The organism is Streptomyces sp. AHU1 (genome assembly GCF_045343905.1).
GTDB classification, from domain to species: domain Bacteria; phylum Actinomycetota; class Actinomycetes; order Streptomycetales; family Streptomycetaceae; genus Streptomyces; species Streptomyces triticiradicis.
On sequence record NZ_CP174283.1, the window covers coordinates 402,880 to 417,254 of the forward strand.

The window sequence follows — 14,375 nt, forward strand, 5'->3', positions numbered from 1 at the left end:
ACCGGGGCAAGGGCGACGGACGTCTCCTCGAACGATCAGACGTGAGGAGACGTCGCGGTGCGGATCTACATCAGCGCGGACATGGAGGGCATCACCGGGCTGGTGGACGCCGACGACGTCCAGCCCGGCGGCCGGGACTACGAGCGTGGACGGCTGATGATGGCGGAGGACGTCAACGCCGCCGTCCGCGGCGCTGTCGCGGCCGGTGCCACCGACATCACCGTCAACGACGCGCACGGCCCGATGCGCAACCTCCTGCCCGAGTCGCTGCACCCGGCCGCGCGCCTCATCCGCGGCAAGCCCAAACAGATGGGCATGCTCGAAGGACTCGGTCCCGAGCACGACGCCGCGCTCTTCGTCGGCTACCACTCCCGGGCCGGTGCGCTCGGTGTGCTCAGCCACAGCTTCATGGGGCACGAGATCGAGGACATGTGGCTGGACGGCCGGCCTGTGGGCGAGATCGGCCTGGCCCACGCCACCGCGGCCGCCATCGGCGTGCCGGTGGCGGCCCTCACCGGTGACGACTGCGCCTGCGCGGAGATGGCGGAATGGGACACCTCCGTGACGACCGTGGCCGTGAAGTACGCGCGAGACCGGTTCTCGGCGGATCTGCGGCCGTCGGAGGAAGCGCGTACGGCCATCGAGAAAGCGGTCGCCGCACGTCTTTCCGTACCACCGAAGGCTCCGGCCGCCGCGGCGGTCCCCTCCACGCTCACGGTCCGCTGGCAGTCGGCTTCCGTCGCCTCGACGCTCCTGGGAATCCCCGGCGTCACCTCGACGGACACCCGGACCGTCCGGGCCCAGGGCGCTCTGCCGGGTCTCTTCCGGCTGTTCGGCGTGTGGATGCGGGTGGCGGCGTCCCTGACCGGTCAGCACCCCTACTGCTGACCGTCGCGAGCAGCCGCCCCCGCGCACGGCATCGGTGGACCGGGCGTGGGCGGCCGCCACCGACTCGGGTCGCGGGTTTCCGGGCACCGGATCAGGTGATGCGGTGCCCCCCGTCGACGTGCAGCACGGTTCCGGTGATGAATCCGTTGCGCATCACCGAGAGGAACGCCTGCGCGATGTCGTCGGGGGTCCCGACCCGGCGGGCCGGGAGCCGCTCGGCCAGCTCGGCGAAGGCCGCCCGTTTGTCCATGCCGAGTTGGTCCCAGATGGGGGTGTCCACCCACCCGGGGGAGATCACGTTCACCCGCACGGGCGCCAGTTCGATCGCCAGCCCGTACGCCAATGACGCGAGCGCGCCGTTGGCCGCCGCCATGATGGTGTTCGACCCGTTCGGCCGGTACGCGTTGATGCCCGAGGTGTACGTGATCGAGCCGGTGGCCCGCCCGGCCGCGTGCTTGCCGACCAGCCAGGCACCGAGCAGCTTGGTGTCCACGACGGCCCGTGCGGTCGCGGTGGCGACGTCGGCGGTCCGGCCGTACACGCCGGTCGCGTCCGCCGCGGTGACCACCACGTGCTCCACTCGCTCCACTCGGGCGAACAGTGCGGCCACGTCCTCCTCCCGCCCCATGTCGGCCGCGATCGCGCGGACCCTCCCGTGCCCGGGACGCTCCAGTTCCGCCCGGGCGGTCGCGAGCCGGTCCGCGGACCGGCCGACGATCGTCACATCCATGCCCTCGGCCAGCAGGGTCCGGGCCAGGGCGAGGCCCATACCGGAGCCGCCGCCGATGATGATCGTGTCAGTCATGATCCGAGGCTGCACCGCCGGACCCGTCGCGGGGAGGCCGCGTGGTTCCTGGGTGTGCCACGGCCACCCGGGAACGGGCCGGCCGGTGGCAGACTCGGCTCCGTGAACGCGATGGCGGAGTTCCTTCGGATCCGGCGCGGGCGGATCGGCCCGGCCGACGTCGGGCTGCCCACCGGGCCGGGCATCCGGCGCACCCCCGGGCTGCGCCGCGAGGAGTTGGCCGCGCTGGCCGGGGTGAGCGTGGACTACTACATCCGGATCGAGCAGGGGCGGGAGAGCACGCCCAGTGACGCGGTACTGGGCGCGCTGGCCCGGGCTCTGCGGCTCACCGCCGACGAGCACGCCCATCTGCTCGGCCTCGCCGACCAGGTCGCCGGGCGGACACCCCGCCACCGGCCGGCCGACCCGCGACCGGCCGGCCCCGGCCTGCGGCTGCTGCTGGAGTCGGTCCGGCCCAGCCCGGCGTACGTACTCGACGAGGTCAACGACGTGCTGGCCGCGAACCCGGAGGGACTCGCACTGATGCCCGGGCTCGGCGACTGGCCGCCCGGAGCGCGCAACACGATCCGGTACACCTTCCTCCACGCCTCCGCGCGGGCCCTTTTCGCCGACTGGGACCGGGTGGCCCGCAACAGTGTCGCCCACTTGCGCACCGCCGAACTGACCGCCCCGGGGCGGACCGCCGCGCTGGTCGCCGAACTCTCCGCGGCCAGCGGCGAGTTCGCCGCTCTGTGGCGTCGGCACGAGGTGTGGGTCAAGCGCGGCGGCGAGACCGCGTTCCGGCACCCGGTGATCGGTCCGGTCACTCTCGCCAACGAGGTGCTCGGTACCGCCGGTGACGGTCAGCGCCTGCTGGTCTACCAGGCCCGGCCCGGCACGGCCGAGCACGACGCCCTGGTTCTGCTGGCGTTGACCACCGAGGACGTGGGAGCCCCGTGAACTCGCGCTTCAGGACGTGATCTGACGAACGGTCACCGCCGGTACCGCGACCGACCGGATGTGCCCGGCGAGTTCACCGGCCGTCCAGTGGTGCTCGCGGTCCACCGACCGCACGTCGGCGAACCAGTCGCGCAGCGGGAAGGCGGGCCGACCGGTGCCGCGGGCCAGGTCGAGCAGGCGTCCGCGCCCGGAGGGGACTGCACGGCGCACGAGGTCGGACGCCAGTACGATCAGCGCCGTGAGCGGCTCCCCGCACGGCCCGACAGGCCACCGCACGAAAGGTGACAAGTTCGTGAAGGCCCTGCGCCTGCTGACCATGAACACCCTCTTCACCGGCGATGTCCCGGCTCGGCTGCGCGCCCTCGGCGCGGCGCTCGACCGGTCCGACCACGACATCGTCTGTCTGCAGGAGGTCATGTTCCGCCGCAACGCCCGGCTGATCCGCCGTGCCGCTCCCGCGTACCGGCACTTCGCCTGCTCGGGCACGGTCCTGCTCCAGGGCGGCCTGGTGCTGCTGTCCCGGTGGCCGATCAGCCGGTGGCGGTTCGTGCGGTACCCGATGACGGGCCCGGTGCGCGGTGAATTCCTCATGCGCAAGGGTGCCCTGCTGGCGTCCGTCACCACTCCGGACGGTGAACTGGTGGTCGTGAACACCCACTTGTCGGCCAACCGTGACGACGACTGGTCCCCCACCAACCGGTACATGCGGATCATCGACGCCGAACTGGCCCGGCTCACCGGGCTGATCGCGGACATCGACCCGTCCCTGCCCGTCGCCGTGGTCGGCGACCTGAACATCCCGCGCGACTCGGCGGCACTCACCGGCTTCGTCGCCGCGACGGGGCTGCGCGACGTCCTCGCCGGTGACACGCGTCCGACCTACCGGCCCACACCTCGATGGCCGTCGCCGCCGGCCCTGGACCACGTACTGGTCCGGGCCGCCGCCGGGGAGACGCTGGCCGGCGACGCCGACCTGGTGTTCCAGGACGAGGTGACACTGGGCGACGGCCGCCAGGCCTACCTGTCCGACCACTACGGCGTGCGGGCACGGCTGATCCGGACGCCATGAATGCCGGAGGGCAAGCCACCGGCACTCGGCCGGACTTGGTCCGCCCCACCCGGCAACCACCCCTCCGGTGGGCCCGGTTCACAACGGTGAGGCGCTTCCCGTCTCCGCGAAGTCATTGAGAAGATTTCTTTGCATAGATATCTTCTCATCATGTCCGATCACCAACCACGCGTGCTGTCCGACATCAACGCGCTCAAGGCCCTCGCCCATCCACTGCGTCAGGAGCTCCTGGCCAGGCTCCGGCGGCACGGACCGGCCACATCCGCCGACCTGGCGGCCGAGTTCGACGAGGATCGCGGCGCCACCAGCTATCACCTGCGGCAACTGGCCCGGTTCGGGTTCGTCACGGAGGACACGGAGCGTTCGTCCGGGCGCCGCAAGTACTGGCGTGCCGTGCCGCAGGACATGCGGCTGCCGCGCCACCCGACGGATCCCGAGACCGCTGCCGCCGCGGACGAGCTCGGCCGCCAGTGGCTGGCGAGCGCCGACCGCGATCTGACCGCCTACCTTTCCGACCGGCAGGCATTCGGCGATTTCACGGCCGCGGCCATGCACTCCTTCGGCGGCACCACGCTCACCGCCGAGGAGTTGACCCGGTTCGGCGAGGAGTACATCGCCTTCCTCTCCCGCTGGAGCCGCGCCCCGGAGCAGGCCTCCCCCGGCAGCCGGCACATCTCCGTGGTGTTCCACGCGTTCCCCACCCCTGAGCACGGAGACGCGTCGTGACCGCCCCGACCGCGCAGGGGAACGCCGCCCGACAGCCTTCGTTATGGCGCAACCGCGACTTCTTCACCCTGTGGGGCGGTCAGGCCGTCTCGACCCTGGGCGCCCAGACCAGCGGGACGGCGATGCCGCTGCTCGTGCTCGCGACCACCGGGTCGCCCTCCGACGCCGGGATCGTGGGTGCCGCCGGCACACTTCCCTACCTCGTCGCCCACCTGCCCGCCGGAGCTCTGGTCGACCGGTGGGACCGCCGCAGGATCCTGCTGACCAGTGAACTCTGCGCGGGCCTGGCACTCTCCACCGTCGCTGTCGCCATATGGCTGGGCAGAGTCACCGTCGCGCACCTCGCCGTGGTCGCCTTCGTGCAGGGACTGTGCTTCGTCTTCTTCGGGCTGGCCGAGCGCGCGGCCCTTCCCAGGATCGTCCCCGCGGCGCTGCTGCCCACCGCGACAGCCCACAACGAAGCCAGGAGTCGTGGTGCGGCTCTGGCCGGCCCTCCCCTGGGCGGCATGCTCTTCGGCATCGGTCGCGCCGTGCCGTTCCTGGCCGACGCCCTCTCCTATGTCATCGCCTCCGTCGGCCTGCTGTTCATCCGGAGCGATCTGCAGGACCGGACGGCGACACCGGCGGAACCGCTGTGGCGGGCGACGGCCGAAGGCCTGCGGTGGGTCTGGCGCCACCCCCTCATCCGCGCCGCCGTCTTCCTGATCGCCGCCGGCAACCTGGTCTTCCAGGCGCTCGTCCTGATCCTCGTCGTCCTCGCCCAGCACCACGGCGCCACTTCCACCACCATCGGTACGATGCTCGGCGTCTACAGCGGTGGCGGTCTGATCGGAGCGCTCGCGGCAGGCACGTTCCATCACCGGTTCGCGCCCAGGACCGTCATCGTCGGAGTCAACTGGATCTGGGCCGCGCTCCTGCCCCTGTTCGCTCTCGCCTCGAACCCTCTGCTGATCGGAGCCGTCGGCGCCGCCTGCGCGTTCGTCGGACCGCTGTGGAACGTCGTGATCATCAGCCATACGACGGTCCTGGTCCCCAACGAGCTGCTGGGACGGGTCACCAGCGCGGCCATGACCCTGGCCTGGGGAGTCATGCCCATCGCCTCCCTCGGCGCCGGCTATCTGCTCACCGCTCTCGGACCGGTCGGCTCCATATGGGTACTGGCCGCGGTGATGCTCGTCGTCGCGGTGGCCGCCACCGCCAGCCCGGCCGTCCGTCATGCCCCGCGGCTTCCGCTCGGGACGGACGCCGACCGGACGACCCCTTGAGAGGAAGGTCTCGACCACGGGGTTCGACGTTCGAGCGGTGGGCGACCGGCGTCTCGAGCACCCGGGCCGCCCCGGCCGGCGTGGTGCGTCGGCTACCGCTTCTTGACGGCGTAGGTCAGGTGGGTCACCCGGGACGACGCGTCCGTGCGGGTCTGGTCGAGGGCGAGGCGGTCCGGGTCCACGCGGTCGAACAGGCGGATGCCGGTGCCGAACAGCACGGGCGCGAGGGTGATCGAGAACTCGTCGATCAGGCCCCCGTCCAGGTACTCCTGGATCGTCTCGGCGCCGCCCGCGATGCGGACGTCGCGGTCACCGGCGGCCTCGCGGGCCTGGTCCAGTGCGCTGGAGATGCCGTCGTTGACGAAGTGGAAGGTCGTGCCGCCGGGCCGCTCCCACGGGTCGCGCTCGGTGTGGGTGACGACGAACACCGGGGTGTGGAAAGGCGCTTCCTCCGGCCACGCCAGTTCGCCGGCGTCGAACATGCGCTTGCCCATGACGCTCGCGCCGGTGCGCTCGTACGTCGCCCGGGCGACGTCGTTGTCGAGTCCTTCCTCGCCGCCCTCGCCGAGCTTGAGGTTCTCCCGGAACCACCGCTGCGGGAACAGCCACGCCTGCAGCTCCGACCACTTCGTCATCCAGCGCCGGACCCTCGGGTCGTCCCGGCCCTCGGGAGAGAAGACGTCCTCGACGGGCACGGCCTCCGGCGCCATGAAGCCGTCGAGCGACATCGTCACGCTGAAGAACACTTTCCCGGCCATCAGCCCTCCGCTCCCTTCGGTGCGGTCCCGTTCCGCGCGGTCCCGTTCCGGACGAGTTCGGCGACGTAGGCCGCCAGGTTGGACAGCGTCTGCTCGCCGCCCTCGATCGCGTGGTACTTCTCCACCGCCTGGTCGCGCAGTTCCTTGGTGGGGAACACCGTGCGCATCACGATCCGGGTCTCCTCGCCGGCCGGCTCGAAGGTCAGGACCGACTCGAAGGCGTCGGGGTCGTCGCGGGACTCGCCGTGCACCAGCGCGATCCGCTCCGGCGGGACGATCTCGGTCCAGGTGATCCATTCCTGGTAGTCGGTCCCGTCCGGCCCGTGCAGCACGAAGTCCCAGACCCCGCCCGCGCGGAACTCGAAGGACCGCGTCGTGGTGGTGAACCCCTCCGGCCCCCACCACCGCGACAGGTGCCGGACCTGCGTGAACGCCTCGAACACCAGCTCCCGTGGGGCGTCGATGGCCCGGGAGATCACGATCTCGCGGTCCGCGGCCGTGCGCTCGGGCCCGCCGCCGCTACTGGTCGTCGTCATCGGGTGGCTCCTCCTGTCTCGCCTGCTTCAGATCTCTCACGTACTCGTCCAGCCGGTCGAAGGTCTCGTTCCAGAACCGTTCGAAGCCGCCCACCCATTCGTGGATCGGCCGCAGCCCGCGGGCGTCCAGGCCGTACAGACGCTGCTTGCCCGCCTCACGGACCCGCACCAGCCCGACCTCGCGGAGCACCCGCAGGTGCTTGGACGCCTGCGGCTGGCTCATCCCCAGGTCCCGCGCCAGTTCGGTCACGGACCGTTCGCCGCCCCGCAGCAGCATCAGGATCTCCCGGCGCTGCGGCTCGGCGATCGCGTTGAACGCGTCGGAGGTCGTCGCCGCTCGTGCCATGGCACCATCATATTCCTATATCGGAATGCGTCAATGGTGGCGGCCCTCCCCCTCGGACCGGCAGGCCATCGCGTTCTACCGCGGTCGCATCAGGCGCAGGTCCGAACCCCATGCGTCCAGGACCGCTCCGTGCCCGGCCCGCCGGGCCACTGTCTCGACCCGGGCGAAGAGGCGGCGCTGCGTGGACACGTCGCCCGTGGCCGAGACGAGGCCCACCGCATCGAGCAGCCGCCCGGTGTCCCAGCCGGGGAGCGGGAACCGGGCGAGCTCCCACTCCAGATACTTGTTGTAAGGGCGGGGACGACGGTCCAGGGCGAAGAGCGACTCCAGCAGGAACCGGACACTGTCCGCGGCGTCGAGCCGGGCGGCGAGGGCATGTCCGTCGCGGGTGTTCTTGACCGACCGGTAGAGGGAGTTGGCGTAGGCGTCGAGCCATTCGTCCGCCTCCCGGAAGGCTTCACCGGCGTCCAGCCGTGCCTTGTCGGCCAGGATCCGCGTGATGGTTCCGTCGAGCCGGTCGAGCACGACTCGTGCGCGGGCGAGGGCGTACCGCTCGAAGCCGGGCATGCCCGCGGCACGGAATTCGTCCAGGGAGAGGACGACGAGGTCGAGCTCCGGGGTGCGGTGTCCGGCGAACCGGGTGAGGTCCGTCGTGGCACCATCGGCCAGCACGACGTACAGATCGTGGTCGGAGTGTTCGGTGGTCATGCCCTCATGGGCCCGGGAGCCCTTGAGGACAAGGCCTACGACAGCAGGGTCCGCCGCGGCGAGGTCGACGAACGCGTCGAAGGTCATGGGCTTTCGAGCGGTCATTGCGCGATCTCCGGTGTGGGGTGGTGGGCATGGCAGCAGGGCGTCCCCCGGTCACCGGGGTCGCCCGCACCGTCCGCGGCGGCACTCGGCCGCCGCCCGGAGGATCAACGCACGCGGGGACCCTATCGACCGGCGCTCCGAACGGTCCCGGTTTCGGTCGTCCCAGGGCCGATGGCCACGTGGTCCGTCCCGAGCCCCTGAAGTTCCCGGCCGCCGGCGGAACTTGCCACCGGGCCGGCCGGCCCGGCTGCTGGAGGCCGGGGACGAATCCGTGCCGCACGCGGTGTTCCGGCGAGTCCTGACGGCCGACTCGTGCCGCCACGGGCCCGGATGGACCGCACCCCCACCGAGACCGGCCTCCGACGACCGCGCGGAACCACCTCCCGGCCCAGCCGACAAGCGCTGGCTCGTGCCCCGTCCCGTACCTCAGGATTCTCGGTGTGACAGACACGGAACCCGCCGGAGGAGAGACGCCGGACGGGCTGCCGGGCTGGTGCCTGGTGGCCAACGTGGCGCGAGAGACCGTGCGCGGCGAGAGCGGCCTCGGCATCCAGCACGGCACGAAGCACTTCCGCGCGGGTGCCCTGCTCTGGCTCCCGCCCGTCCGCTGGGATCCCGGCCATGGTCGCCGGCACGCGGTGGGCCGGCACCGGGGCAACGGTCGCCGGTACGTCAACATGGTGGTGCGCATGGACGACCTGGAGAACTTCCGGGTCAAGGGCGTCTACAGCGAAGCCCTGGTACGCGGCCTCAACGGATACGACCACGATCCGGCCGCCCCGCGGACCCTGCAGAACCCGTGGACCCGCGAGCGGGCCCAGGAGTGGGCGGATGCCCGGAACCACTTCCGGGAGCCCCTCTTCATCGAGGGCCACCCCTATGCCCACCCCCGGATCTTCGTCCCCAACCCTCCGCTGGCCGAGATCCGGATCGACGGTGAGACCCTCCACCTCGCCCGCTACGGCACCGGAGGGGCCCACTACAGCCGCACACCCCCTCCCACGGAGTGGATTCCCGGGCCCTGAGCGGGAGCGTTCCCGGCATCGGCGCGGGCGTCGACGTACGCGTCCAGCGCGGCGAACGTCGCTTCGGGGCGCTCGATGTGCGGCAGATGGCCGGCCTCCGCGATCGGCTCGAACCGCCCTCGCGCGAAAGCCTCCGCGTAGGCCCGCCCGTACGCGGGCGTGACGATGCGGTCGCTCTCGCCCCACAGCACGAGGGCCGGGATCCGCACCCGGCCGAGCCGGCCCAGGAGCTTCGGGTCGTGCATGTACGGATCACCGGCCAGAAGACGCGCATGGGCCATGTTGGCCTGCTGGAGCGCGATCCGCTCCTCGGTGAGGGTGGCCGGGTCCACGGCGAAACGGGCCGGATCGTGGAACGAGTACGCGGCGATCTCGTCCGGCCGCATCCCGAAGATCTCGCGGACCGGTTCTCCCGGGACGGCCACGCCCACCGCGTTGACCAGTACCAGTGAGCCGATCGCCGCGCCGTCGTCACGAAAGGCCATCTCGGCCGCGGTCCAGCCGCCGATCGAGGAGCCCACGACGAGGACGTCACGGTGGCCCTCGTCCCTGAGCCAGTGCAGATAGGTGATCGCCAGGTCGTCGACGCCGGTGAGCCAGTCGGGGCGTTCGGTCCCGTTCCAGCCCGGGTGTGTGGGGACGACGCCCCGCATGCCGTGCCGATCGGCCAGGTGCGCGGCGATGCCCTGGACGGTGGCGGGCCCGCCGCCTCCGTGCAGGACGAGCGCGAGGCGACCGTCGGCGGGCCCGGTCTCGGTGAGGGTGAGGGGGAGGTCGGGGCGCGGGTGGACGGTACGGGTACGCATCTCGGTGTCGGTCATGCGCCCCACGCTATATACGCATACGTATATACGCAACCTTAGATTCTGGATTAGGATGCGGCCATGACCGCGAACCATGAGGACCCGCCCTCCGCTCCCGCCGACCTCGAAGAGCTGGGGCGCGCCGTGAAGGAAGCGCAGTACCGGCACCACCGCGCGCTCGACACCCGTCTCGCGGCGGTCGGCACGACACTGGCGCAGTGGGACGCGCTGCGGGCGATCGCCCGTACGCCCGGAGCGTCCGCGCACGAGCTGGCGGTCGCGACCTTCCAGGGCGACCAGTCCTTCGGCACCCTGGCCTCCCGGCTCGCGGCCCAGCACCTCGTCGAGCGCCGGCCCGGTCGCGGCCGGCGTATCGAGCACCACCTGACGGAGGCCGGCGAGCGCGTCCTGACGGCGGGGCGCGCCGTCACCCGCGATGTCCTCGCCGCGTCCTTCGGCCCGCTGGACGAAAGCGAACGCGCCACGCTGCTCGGCCTGTTGCGCCGCATCGGCACTCCGGGCGAGGAACCCCAGGATCAGCGGCCACGCAATTGACAGGTCCCGTCGCCCTGGTGCGCGACGGAAAGAGGATCCGGGCGGTCAAGGGCCTGTACGACTTGCCCCCTTCCGAACTCCGTCACCGGCCCCCGGTATTCACGCCCCGGCGCTCCCGCCGCCCCGCTCGACCGGGATCCACAGCTGGGAGTCGGTCTCCGCACCGACCTCCACCGGCCGCGTCCGCAGCAGCTCCGGACCCGGCCGGCTCACGTACAGGTTCGAGGGGAACCACTGCGTGAACACGTCCCGCCACAGCTCCTGGAGGGCACTCGGATAGGGCCCGTGGTTGTCGAAGACCGCCCAGGTCCCGGCCGGCACGTCGAGGGCGTCGAGCTCTTCGGCGGCCGTCTCCGGACCGGTCACCACACCGATCCAGTAGTCCGCCTCGGCGCCCTCCTCCCGGCTGTCGGTCAGGTACACCACCGCCGACAGGACCCCCGCGGGCTCCCGGTGGGCCAGTGCCTTCATCCGTACGATCGCCTGCGCGTCCAGACTCCCCAAGTGCGCCGCGGCGGCCGCGTTGACCCCCTCGTGCACGAGGGGGACCCGGGCCTTCCTGCCGAGGACCCGGAACGGCTCCTTCTCCACGATCCGGTACCGCATGGCCGTACTGCCTTCGACGACGACGCGGAAGGACATGCGCGGCTGTGCCGTGAGCACCGCGCCCGTGCGCCGGGCCTCGGCCGGCCCGATGCCGTGCACCGACCGGAACGCCCGGGCGAACGCCTCACCCGAGCCGTACCCGTACCTCACCGCGACGTCGAGCAGCGTCAGTTCCCCGGCCAGCACCTCGGCCCCGGCGAGCGTCATCCGCCGGCGCCGCACGTAGAGCGGGAGCGGCATCCCGGCGAGCGCGGAGAACAGCCGCCGGAAGTGGTACTCCGACACCGCGGCGATCCGGGCCACCTCGGCCATGTCGACCTCCCGGTCGAGGCAGGCTTCCAGGTGGTCCAGCGCCTCGTTCAGCCGCTCCAGCACGCGTGTCCGCCCTTCCTTGCGCCCGAGTAGAGGAAATCCGATCGCGCCCCGCCCGACAGAACCGGTACGGGAATTGTCGGGCGGAAAGTCCTGGCCTCGACCGAGGCTTACACCATGACCGACATCAAGGGGTATTGCGATCCCCGGTTCGCCGCGGTCCGTGAGGCACTCGCGGTCCTGCTCGACAAGGACGACGTGGGCGCCTCGGCGGCCGTCTACGTCGACGGCGAGCCGGTGGCCGACGTCTGGGGCGGGTACGCCGACGCGGACCGCTCCGTCGACTGGGAACGCGACACCCTCACCGCCGTGAACTCGACGACCAAGAACATGACCGCCCTGTGCGCGCTGGTCCTGGCCGACCGGGGCGAGCTCGACCTGTCCGCGCCGGTCGCCGCCTACTGGCCCGAGTTCGCCGCGGCAGGCAAGGAGGACGTGCTGGTGCGGCACGTGCTGTCGCACACCGCGGGGCTTCCGGACCTGCCCGGGCCGACGACGGTCGAGGAGCTCCACGACTGGGAGGGCGTGACGGCGGGACTGGCCGCGCGGGCACCCGAATGGGAGCCGGGAACGGCCGCCGGCTATCACGCGCTCACCTTCGGCTTCCTCGTGGGTGAGATCGTCCGCCGCGTCACCGGCCGCAGCCTCGGTGAGTTCTTCGCCGAGGAGGTGGCCGGACCGCTGGGCGCGGATTTCCACATCGGACTCCCCACCGGTCATGACCACCGCGTCGCACCGCTCGTCCCGCCACCGTCGCTGACCGACGAATACGCCGCCGACGCACCGCCGGGGCCGGACGGCACACGCCGGAAGAACACCGGTGTCACGATCCGGGTCAAGGACGTCAACTCCGTCGCCTGGCGCCGCGCGCAGATCCCTGCGGTGAACGGTTTCGGCAACGCTCGCTCCGTCGCCCTCGTCCAGTCGGTACTGGCGAACCGGGGTTCGGCCGGCGGCGTGCGGCTGCTGTCCCCCGAGGGCTGCGGGCCCGCGTGGCAGGAGGTGTTCCGCGGCGACGACCGCGTACTGGGGACACCGATGTGCTGGACGGCGGGCTTCGCCAGGTTCGGCGACGCCTTCGGCTGGGGTGGCTGGGGCGGCTCACTGGTCGTGAGCGATCCCGGTTCACGCATGACGGTGGCCTACGTCATGAACCAGATGATCGACCGGGAGCGGCAGGAGGACGACCGCGGCATGGAGATCGTGACGGCCGCCTACAGCGGCCTGCGCTGACAGCGCGACGAGGGGATCGGGTCAGTTCCACTGCTCGTCGGCGAGGGAGGTGACCGGCTGGGGCTTGCCGATGACCGCCAGGGCGATGAAGAAGCCGATCTGGCCGATCGCGATGGTCAGGGTGGCCAGGGCCTTCTGGTCGTAGTGCCTGGCCACCTCCGCGTACAGCTCGTCCGTGACACGCTCCCTGCCGTACGGAGCGGGCTGCAGGGTGGCCTCCACCAGGGCCAGGGCGGCACGCTCGGCATCGGTGAAGCACGGGGCGTCCTGCCAGGAGGACACCGCCGTGATGCGCTCCTCCGACTCCCCCGCCTTGCGCAGGAAACCGGTGTTCAGGACCGTCAGATACGTGTTGCCGACGATCTGCCCGGCCCGCAGGTGGACCAGGCTCATCGTGGTCCGCGGCACCGAACGGTTGCCCGTCGCCCGGAACAGGGCCGCGCTGATGTCCTTCAGCTCGGGCACGAACTCGCCCGGGTTCGGCATCCGGGAGATCGAGGTGTTCGTCATGAGCGCACTCCTTCACATCCATCTGCTCAGCGTCTTCACCTCACTGACGGACCAGCGCACCGGAATGTGACAGGGACCCGGGAAATGTTCTCGGCCGGGGCCGGGGCCGTCAGCCGAGGGCGTCGAGCAGCTCGCGCTCGCGCCGGGCGCTGAGGCCGGCACGCCTCGCCCGGTCGAGGCCCTGCTCGCGCTCCCAGCGCAGCGTGTCGGCCAGCAGTTCCGATCGGGACCGGTGGCGCAGCCCCGCGGCACTCGCCGCGGACCCGCTCCGGGCCGAGAAGCCTTCCCAGCCCGGTTCGGCCACCCACATCGGCAGGGACTCGGGGCCCATGAACTCGCTCACGCCGTTCGCCAGCAGCCACGCCGAGTCGGCGGTGACCACCGGAGCGGTGTGTCCGCCGACGGCGCGGGACAGCTCGATCCACTCCCGGAACGGGACGACCGGGCCGACGGCGTCGTAGGTCCCGGTGCTCCCCGCCTCCGCGGCGTCGAGCAGCCAGGTGGTGAGGTCCCGTACGTCGACCGTCTGGGTCGGCGCGTCCGGTGCGTCGGGAACCAGCATCGGCCCCTGCCGATCGCGCGCGGCACGGGCCACCCAGTAGCCGGAGCGTCCGCTGTGATCGCCCGGGCCTCCGATGAGACCGGCGCGGGCGACGAGGAGGCGGTCGCCCACGACGTTCGCCGTCGCCTGCTCGCAGGCGACCTTGGCCTCCCCGTACGACGCGCGGTCGACCTCGCTCCGGTCCGTCGGGGCGAGGAGGGCCGCGGACTCGTCCGCGCCCGGCGAGGCATGGTGGGCGTAGGCGCTGACGGAGGAGACGTAGACCCAGTGCCCGGCCCTGTCACCCAGTGCGTCGACCGCTCCACGAACGAAGGCGGGCTGCCAGGACACCTCGACGACCGCATCCCATTCCCGGTCGAGCAGGGGCCCGTACGCCGAGGGATCGCGCCGGTCGGCGGCCACCAGCCTCGCGCCGTCCGCGACGTCCCCGCTCTCACCGCGGGCCAGGCACGTCACCCGGTGACCGCGTTCGACCGCCCGCCGTGACAACTCCCGGCCCACCCAGGCCGTACCGCCCAGAACCAAGATCTCCATCCCGCCACCCAAGCACTCCCGGGGCCGAAC

18 protein-coding genes are annotated in these 14,375 nt (G+C 71.7%); 8 read left to right on the forward strand and 10 right to left on the reverse strand.

Annotation, left to right across the window (positions count from 1 at the left end; genetic code table 11):
* The first annotated feature begins 57 nt into the window (after positions 1-57).
* On the forward strand, positions 58-888 hold the full coding sequence (locus tag ACICHK_RS01925; RefSeq protein ID WP_406835280.1) for a M55 family metallopeptidase: 831 nt from the start codon (positions 58-60) through the stop codon (positions 886-888).
* Positions 889-979: 91 nt separating this feature from the next.
* Here the strand turns inward: ACICHK_RS01925 and ACICHK_RS01930 are convergent, their stop codons facing one another.
* Positions 980-1,693, reverse strand: coding sequence for an SDR family oxidoreductase (locus ACICHK_RS01930; RefSeq protein WP_406835281.1), 714 nt, complete (start codon positions 1,691-1,693; stop codon positions 980-982).
* A 111-nt stretch (positions 1,694-1,804) separates the two neighbouring features.
* Between ACICHK_RS01930 and ACICHK_RS01935 the strand changes: the two genes are divergently transcribed.
* Positions 1,805-2,632: a helix-turn-helix domain-containing protein gene (locus tag ACICHK_RS01935; RefSeq protein WP_406841140.1), complete on the forward strand. Its 828-nt coding sequence runs from the start codon at positions 1,805-1,807 to the stop codon at positions 2,630-2,632.
* A 9-nt stretch (positions 2,633-2,641) separates the two neighbouring features.
* Here the strand turns inward: ACICHK_RS01935 and ACICHK_RS01940 are convergent, their stop codons facing one another.
* The gene (locus ACICHK_RS01940) at positions 2,642-2,842 is read right to left on the reverse strand and encodes a hypothetical protein (protein ID WP_406835282.1); all 201 of its coding nucleotides are present in this window, start codon (positions 2,840-2,842) and stop codon (positions 2,642-2,644) included.
* 28 nt (positions 2,843-2,870) lie between these two features.
* Between ACICHK_RS01940 and ACICHK_RS01945 the strand changes: the two genes are divergently transcribed.
* The 3 genes from ACICHK_RS01945 to ACICHK_RS01955 all read left to right on the forward strand — a co-directional run bounded on the left by ACICHK_RS01945 (position 2,871) and on the right by ACICHK_RS01955 (position 5,692).
* The gene (locus ACICHK_RS01945) at positions 2,871-3,701 is read left to right on the forward strand and encodes an endonuclease/exonuclease/phosphatase family protein (protein ID WP_406835283.1); all 831 of its coding nucleotides are present in this window, start codon (positions 2,871-2,873) and stop codon (positions 3,699-3,701) included.
* A 150-nt stretch (positions 3,702-3,851) separates the two neighbouring features.
* On the forward strand, positions 3,852-4,427 hold the full coding sequence (locus ACICHK_RS01950; RefSeq protein WP_406835285.1) for an ArsR/SmtB family transcription factor: 576 nt from the start codon (positions 3,852-3,854) through the stop codon (positions 4,425-4,427).
* Positions 4,424-5,692, forward strand: coding sequence for an MFS transporter (locus ACICHK_RS01955; protein WP_406835286.1), 1,269 nt, complete (start codon positions 4,424-4,426; stop codon positions 5,690-5,692). The genes ACICHK_RS01950 and ACICHK_RS01955 overlap by 4 nt, the downstream gene beginning before the upstream one ends.
* 92 nt (positions 5,693-5,784) lie before the next feature.
* Here the strand turns inward: ACICHK_RS01955 and ACICHK_RS01960 are convergent, their stop codons facing one another.
* From ACICHK_RS01960 to ACICHK_RS01975, 4 genes are all read right to left on the reverse strand, one after another.
* A complete protein-coding gene (locus ACICHK_RS01960; RefSeq protein WP_406835288.1) occupies positions 5,785-6,450 on the reverse strand; it encodes a dihydrofolate reductase family protein in 666 nt (221 codons plus the stop codon).
* Positions 6,450-6,986 (reverse strand): SRPBCC family protein, encoded by a 537-nt coding sequence (locus ACICHK_RS01965; RefSeq protein WP_406835289.1) that lies wholly within the window; start codon positions 6,984-6,986, stop codon positions 6,450-6,452. Before ACICHK_RS01965 ends, ACICHK_RS01960 begins: the two co-directional genes overlap by 1 nt.
* Complete coding sequence (locus ACICHK_RS01970) at positions 6,970-7,332, reverse strand: ArsR/SmtB family transcription factor (RefSeq protein WP_406835291.1); 363 nt, start codon at positions 7,330-7,332, stop codon at positions 6,970-6,972. Before ACICHK_RS01970 ends, ACICHK_RS01965 begins: the two co-directional genes overlap by 17 nt.
* A 75-nt stretch (positions 7,333-7,407) precedes the next feature.
* Positions 7,408-8,145 (reverse strand): hypothetical protein, encoded by a 738-nt coding sequence (locus ACICHK_RS01975; RefSeq protein WP_406835292.1) that lies wholly within the window; start codon positions 8,143-8,145, stop codon positions 7,408-7,410.
* A gap of 440 nt (positions 8,146-8,585) precedes the next feature.
* Between ACICHK_RS01975 and ACICHK_RS01980 the strand changes: the two genes are divergently transcribed.
* Entirely contained in the window at positions 8,586-9,170 is a 585-nt protein-coding gene (locus ACICHK_RS01980; protein ID WP_406835293.1) for a hypothetical protein, read from the forward strand.
* On the opposite strand, the gene ACICHK_RS01985 is transcribed toward ACICHK_RS01980, so the two are convergent.
* On the reverse strand, positions 9,125-9,991 hold the full coding sequence (locus ACICHK_RS01985) for an alpha/beta fold hydrolase (protein WP_406835295.1): 867 nt from the start codon (positions 9,989-9,991) through the stop codon (positions 9,125-9,127). The genes ACICHK_RS01980 and ACICHK_RS01985 overlap by 46 nt on opposite strands.
* 63 nt (positions 9,992-10,054) lie before the next feature.
* Between ACICHK_RS01985 and ACICHK_RS01990 the strand changes: the two genes are divergently transcribed.
* Positions 10,055-10,528: a MarR family winged helix-turn-helix transcriptional regulator gene (locus tag ACICHK_RS01990; RefSeq protein ID WP_406835296.1), complete on the forward strand. Its 474-nt coding sequence runs from the start codon at positions 10,055-10,057 to the stop codon at positions 10,526-10,528.
* Between the two features lie 99 nt (positions 10,529-10,627).
* Here ACICHK_RS01990 and ACICHK_RS01995 read toward each other — a convergent pair whose 3' ends face one another.
* On the reverse strand, positions 10,628-11,509 hold the full coding sequence (locus tag ACICHK_RS01995) for a GyrI-like domain-containing protein (RefSeq protein ID WP_406835297.1): 882 nt from the start codon (positions 11,507-11,509) through the stop codon (positions 10,628-10,630).
* 114 nt (positions 11,510-11,623) lie between these two features.
* Here ACICHK_RS01995 and ACICHK_RS02000 point away from each other — a divergent pair, with 114 nt between their 5' ends.
* The gene (locus tag ACICHK_RS02000; RefSeq protein ID WP_406835298.1) at positions 11,624-12,739 is read left to right on the forward strand and encodes a serine hydrolase domain-containing protein; all 1,116 of its coding nucleotides are present in this window, start codon (positions 11,624-11,626) and stop codon (positions 12,737-12,739) included.
* 21 nt (positions 12,740-12,760) lie between these two features.
* On the opposite strand, the gene ACICHK_RS02005 is transcribed toward ACICHK_RS02000, so the two are convergent.
* Complete coding sequence (locus tag ACICHK_RS02005; protein WP_406835299.1) at positions 12,761-13,249, reverse strand: carboxymuconolactone decarboxylase family protein; 489 nt, start codon at positions 13,247-13,249, stop codon at positions 12,761-12,763.
* Between the two features lie 109 nt (positions 13,250-13,358).
* Positions 13,359-14,345 (reverse strand): NAD-dependent epimerase/dehydratase family protein, encoded by a 987-nt coding sequence (locus ACICHK_RS02010; protein WP_406835300.1) that lies wholly within the window; start codon positions 14,343-14,345, stop codon positions 13,359-13,361.
* Positions 14,346-14,375: the final 30 nt, after the last annotated feature.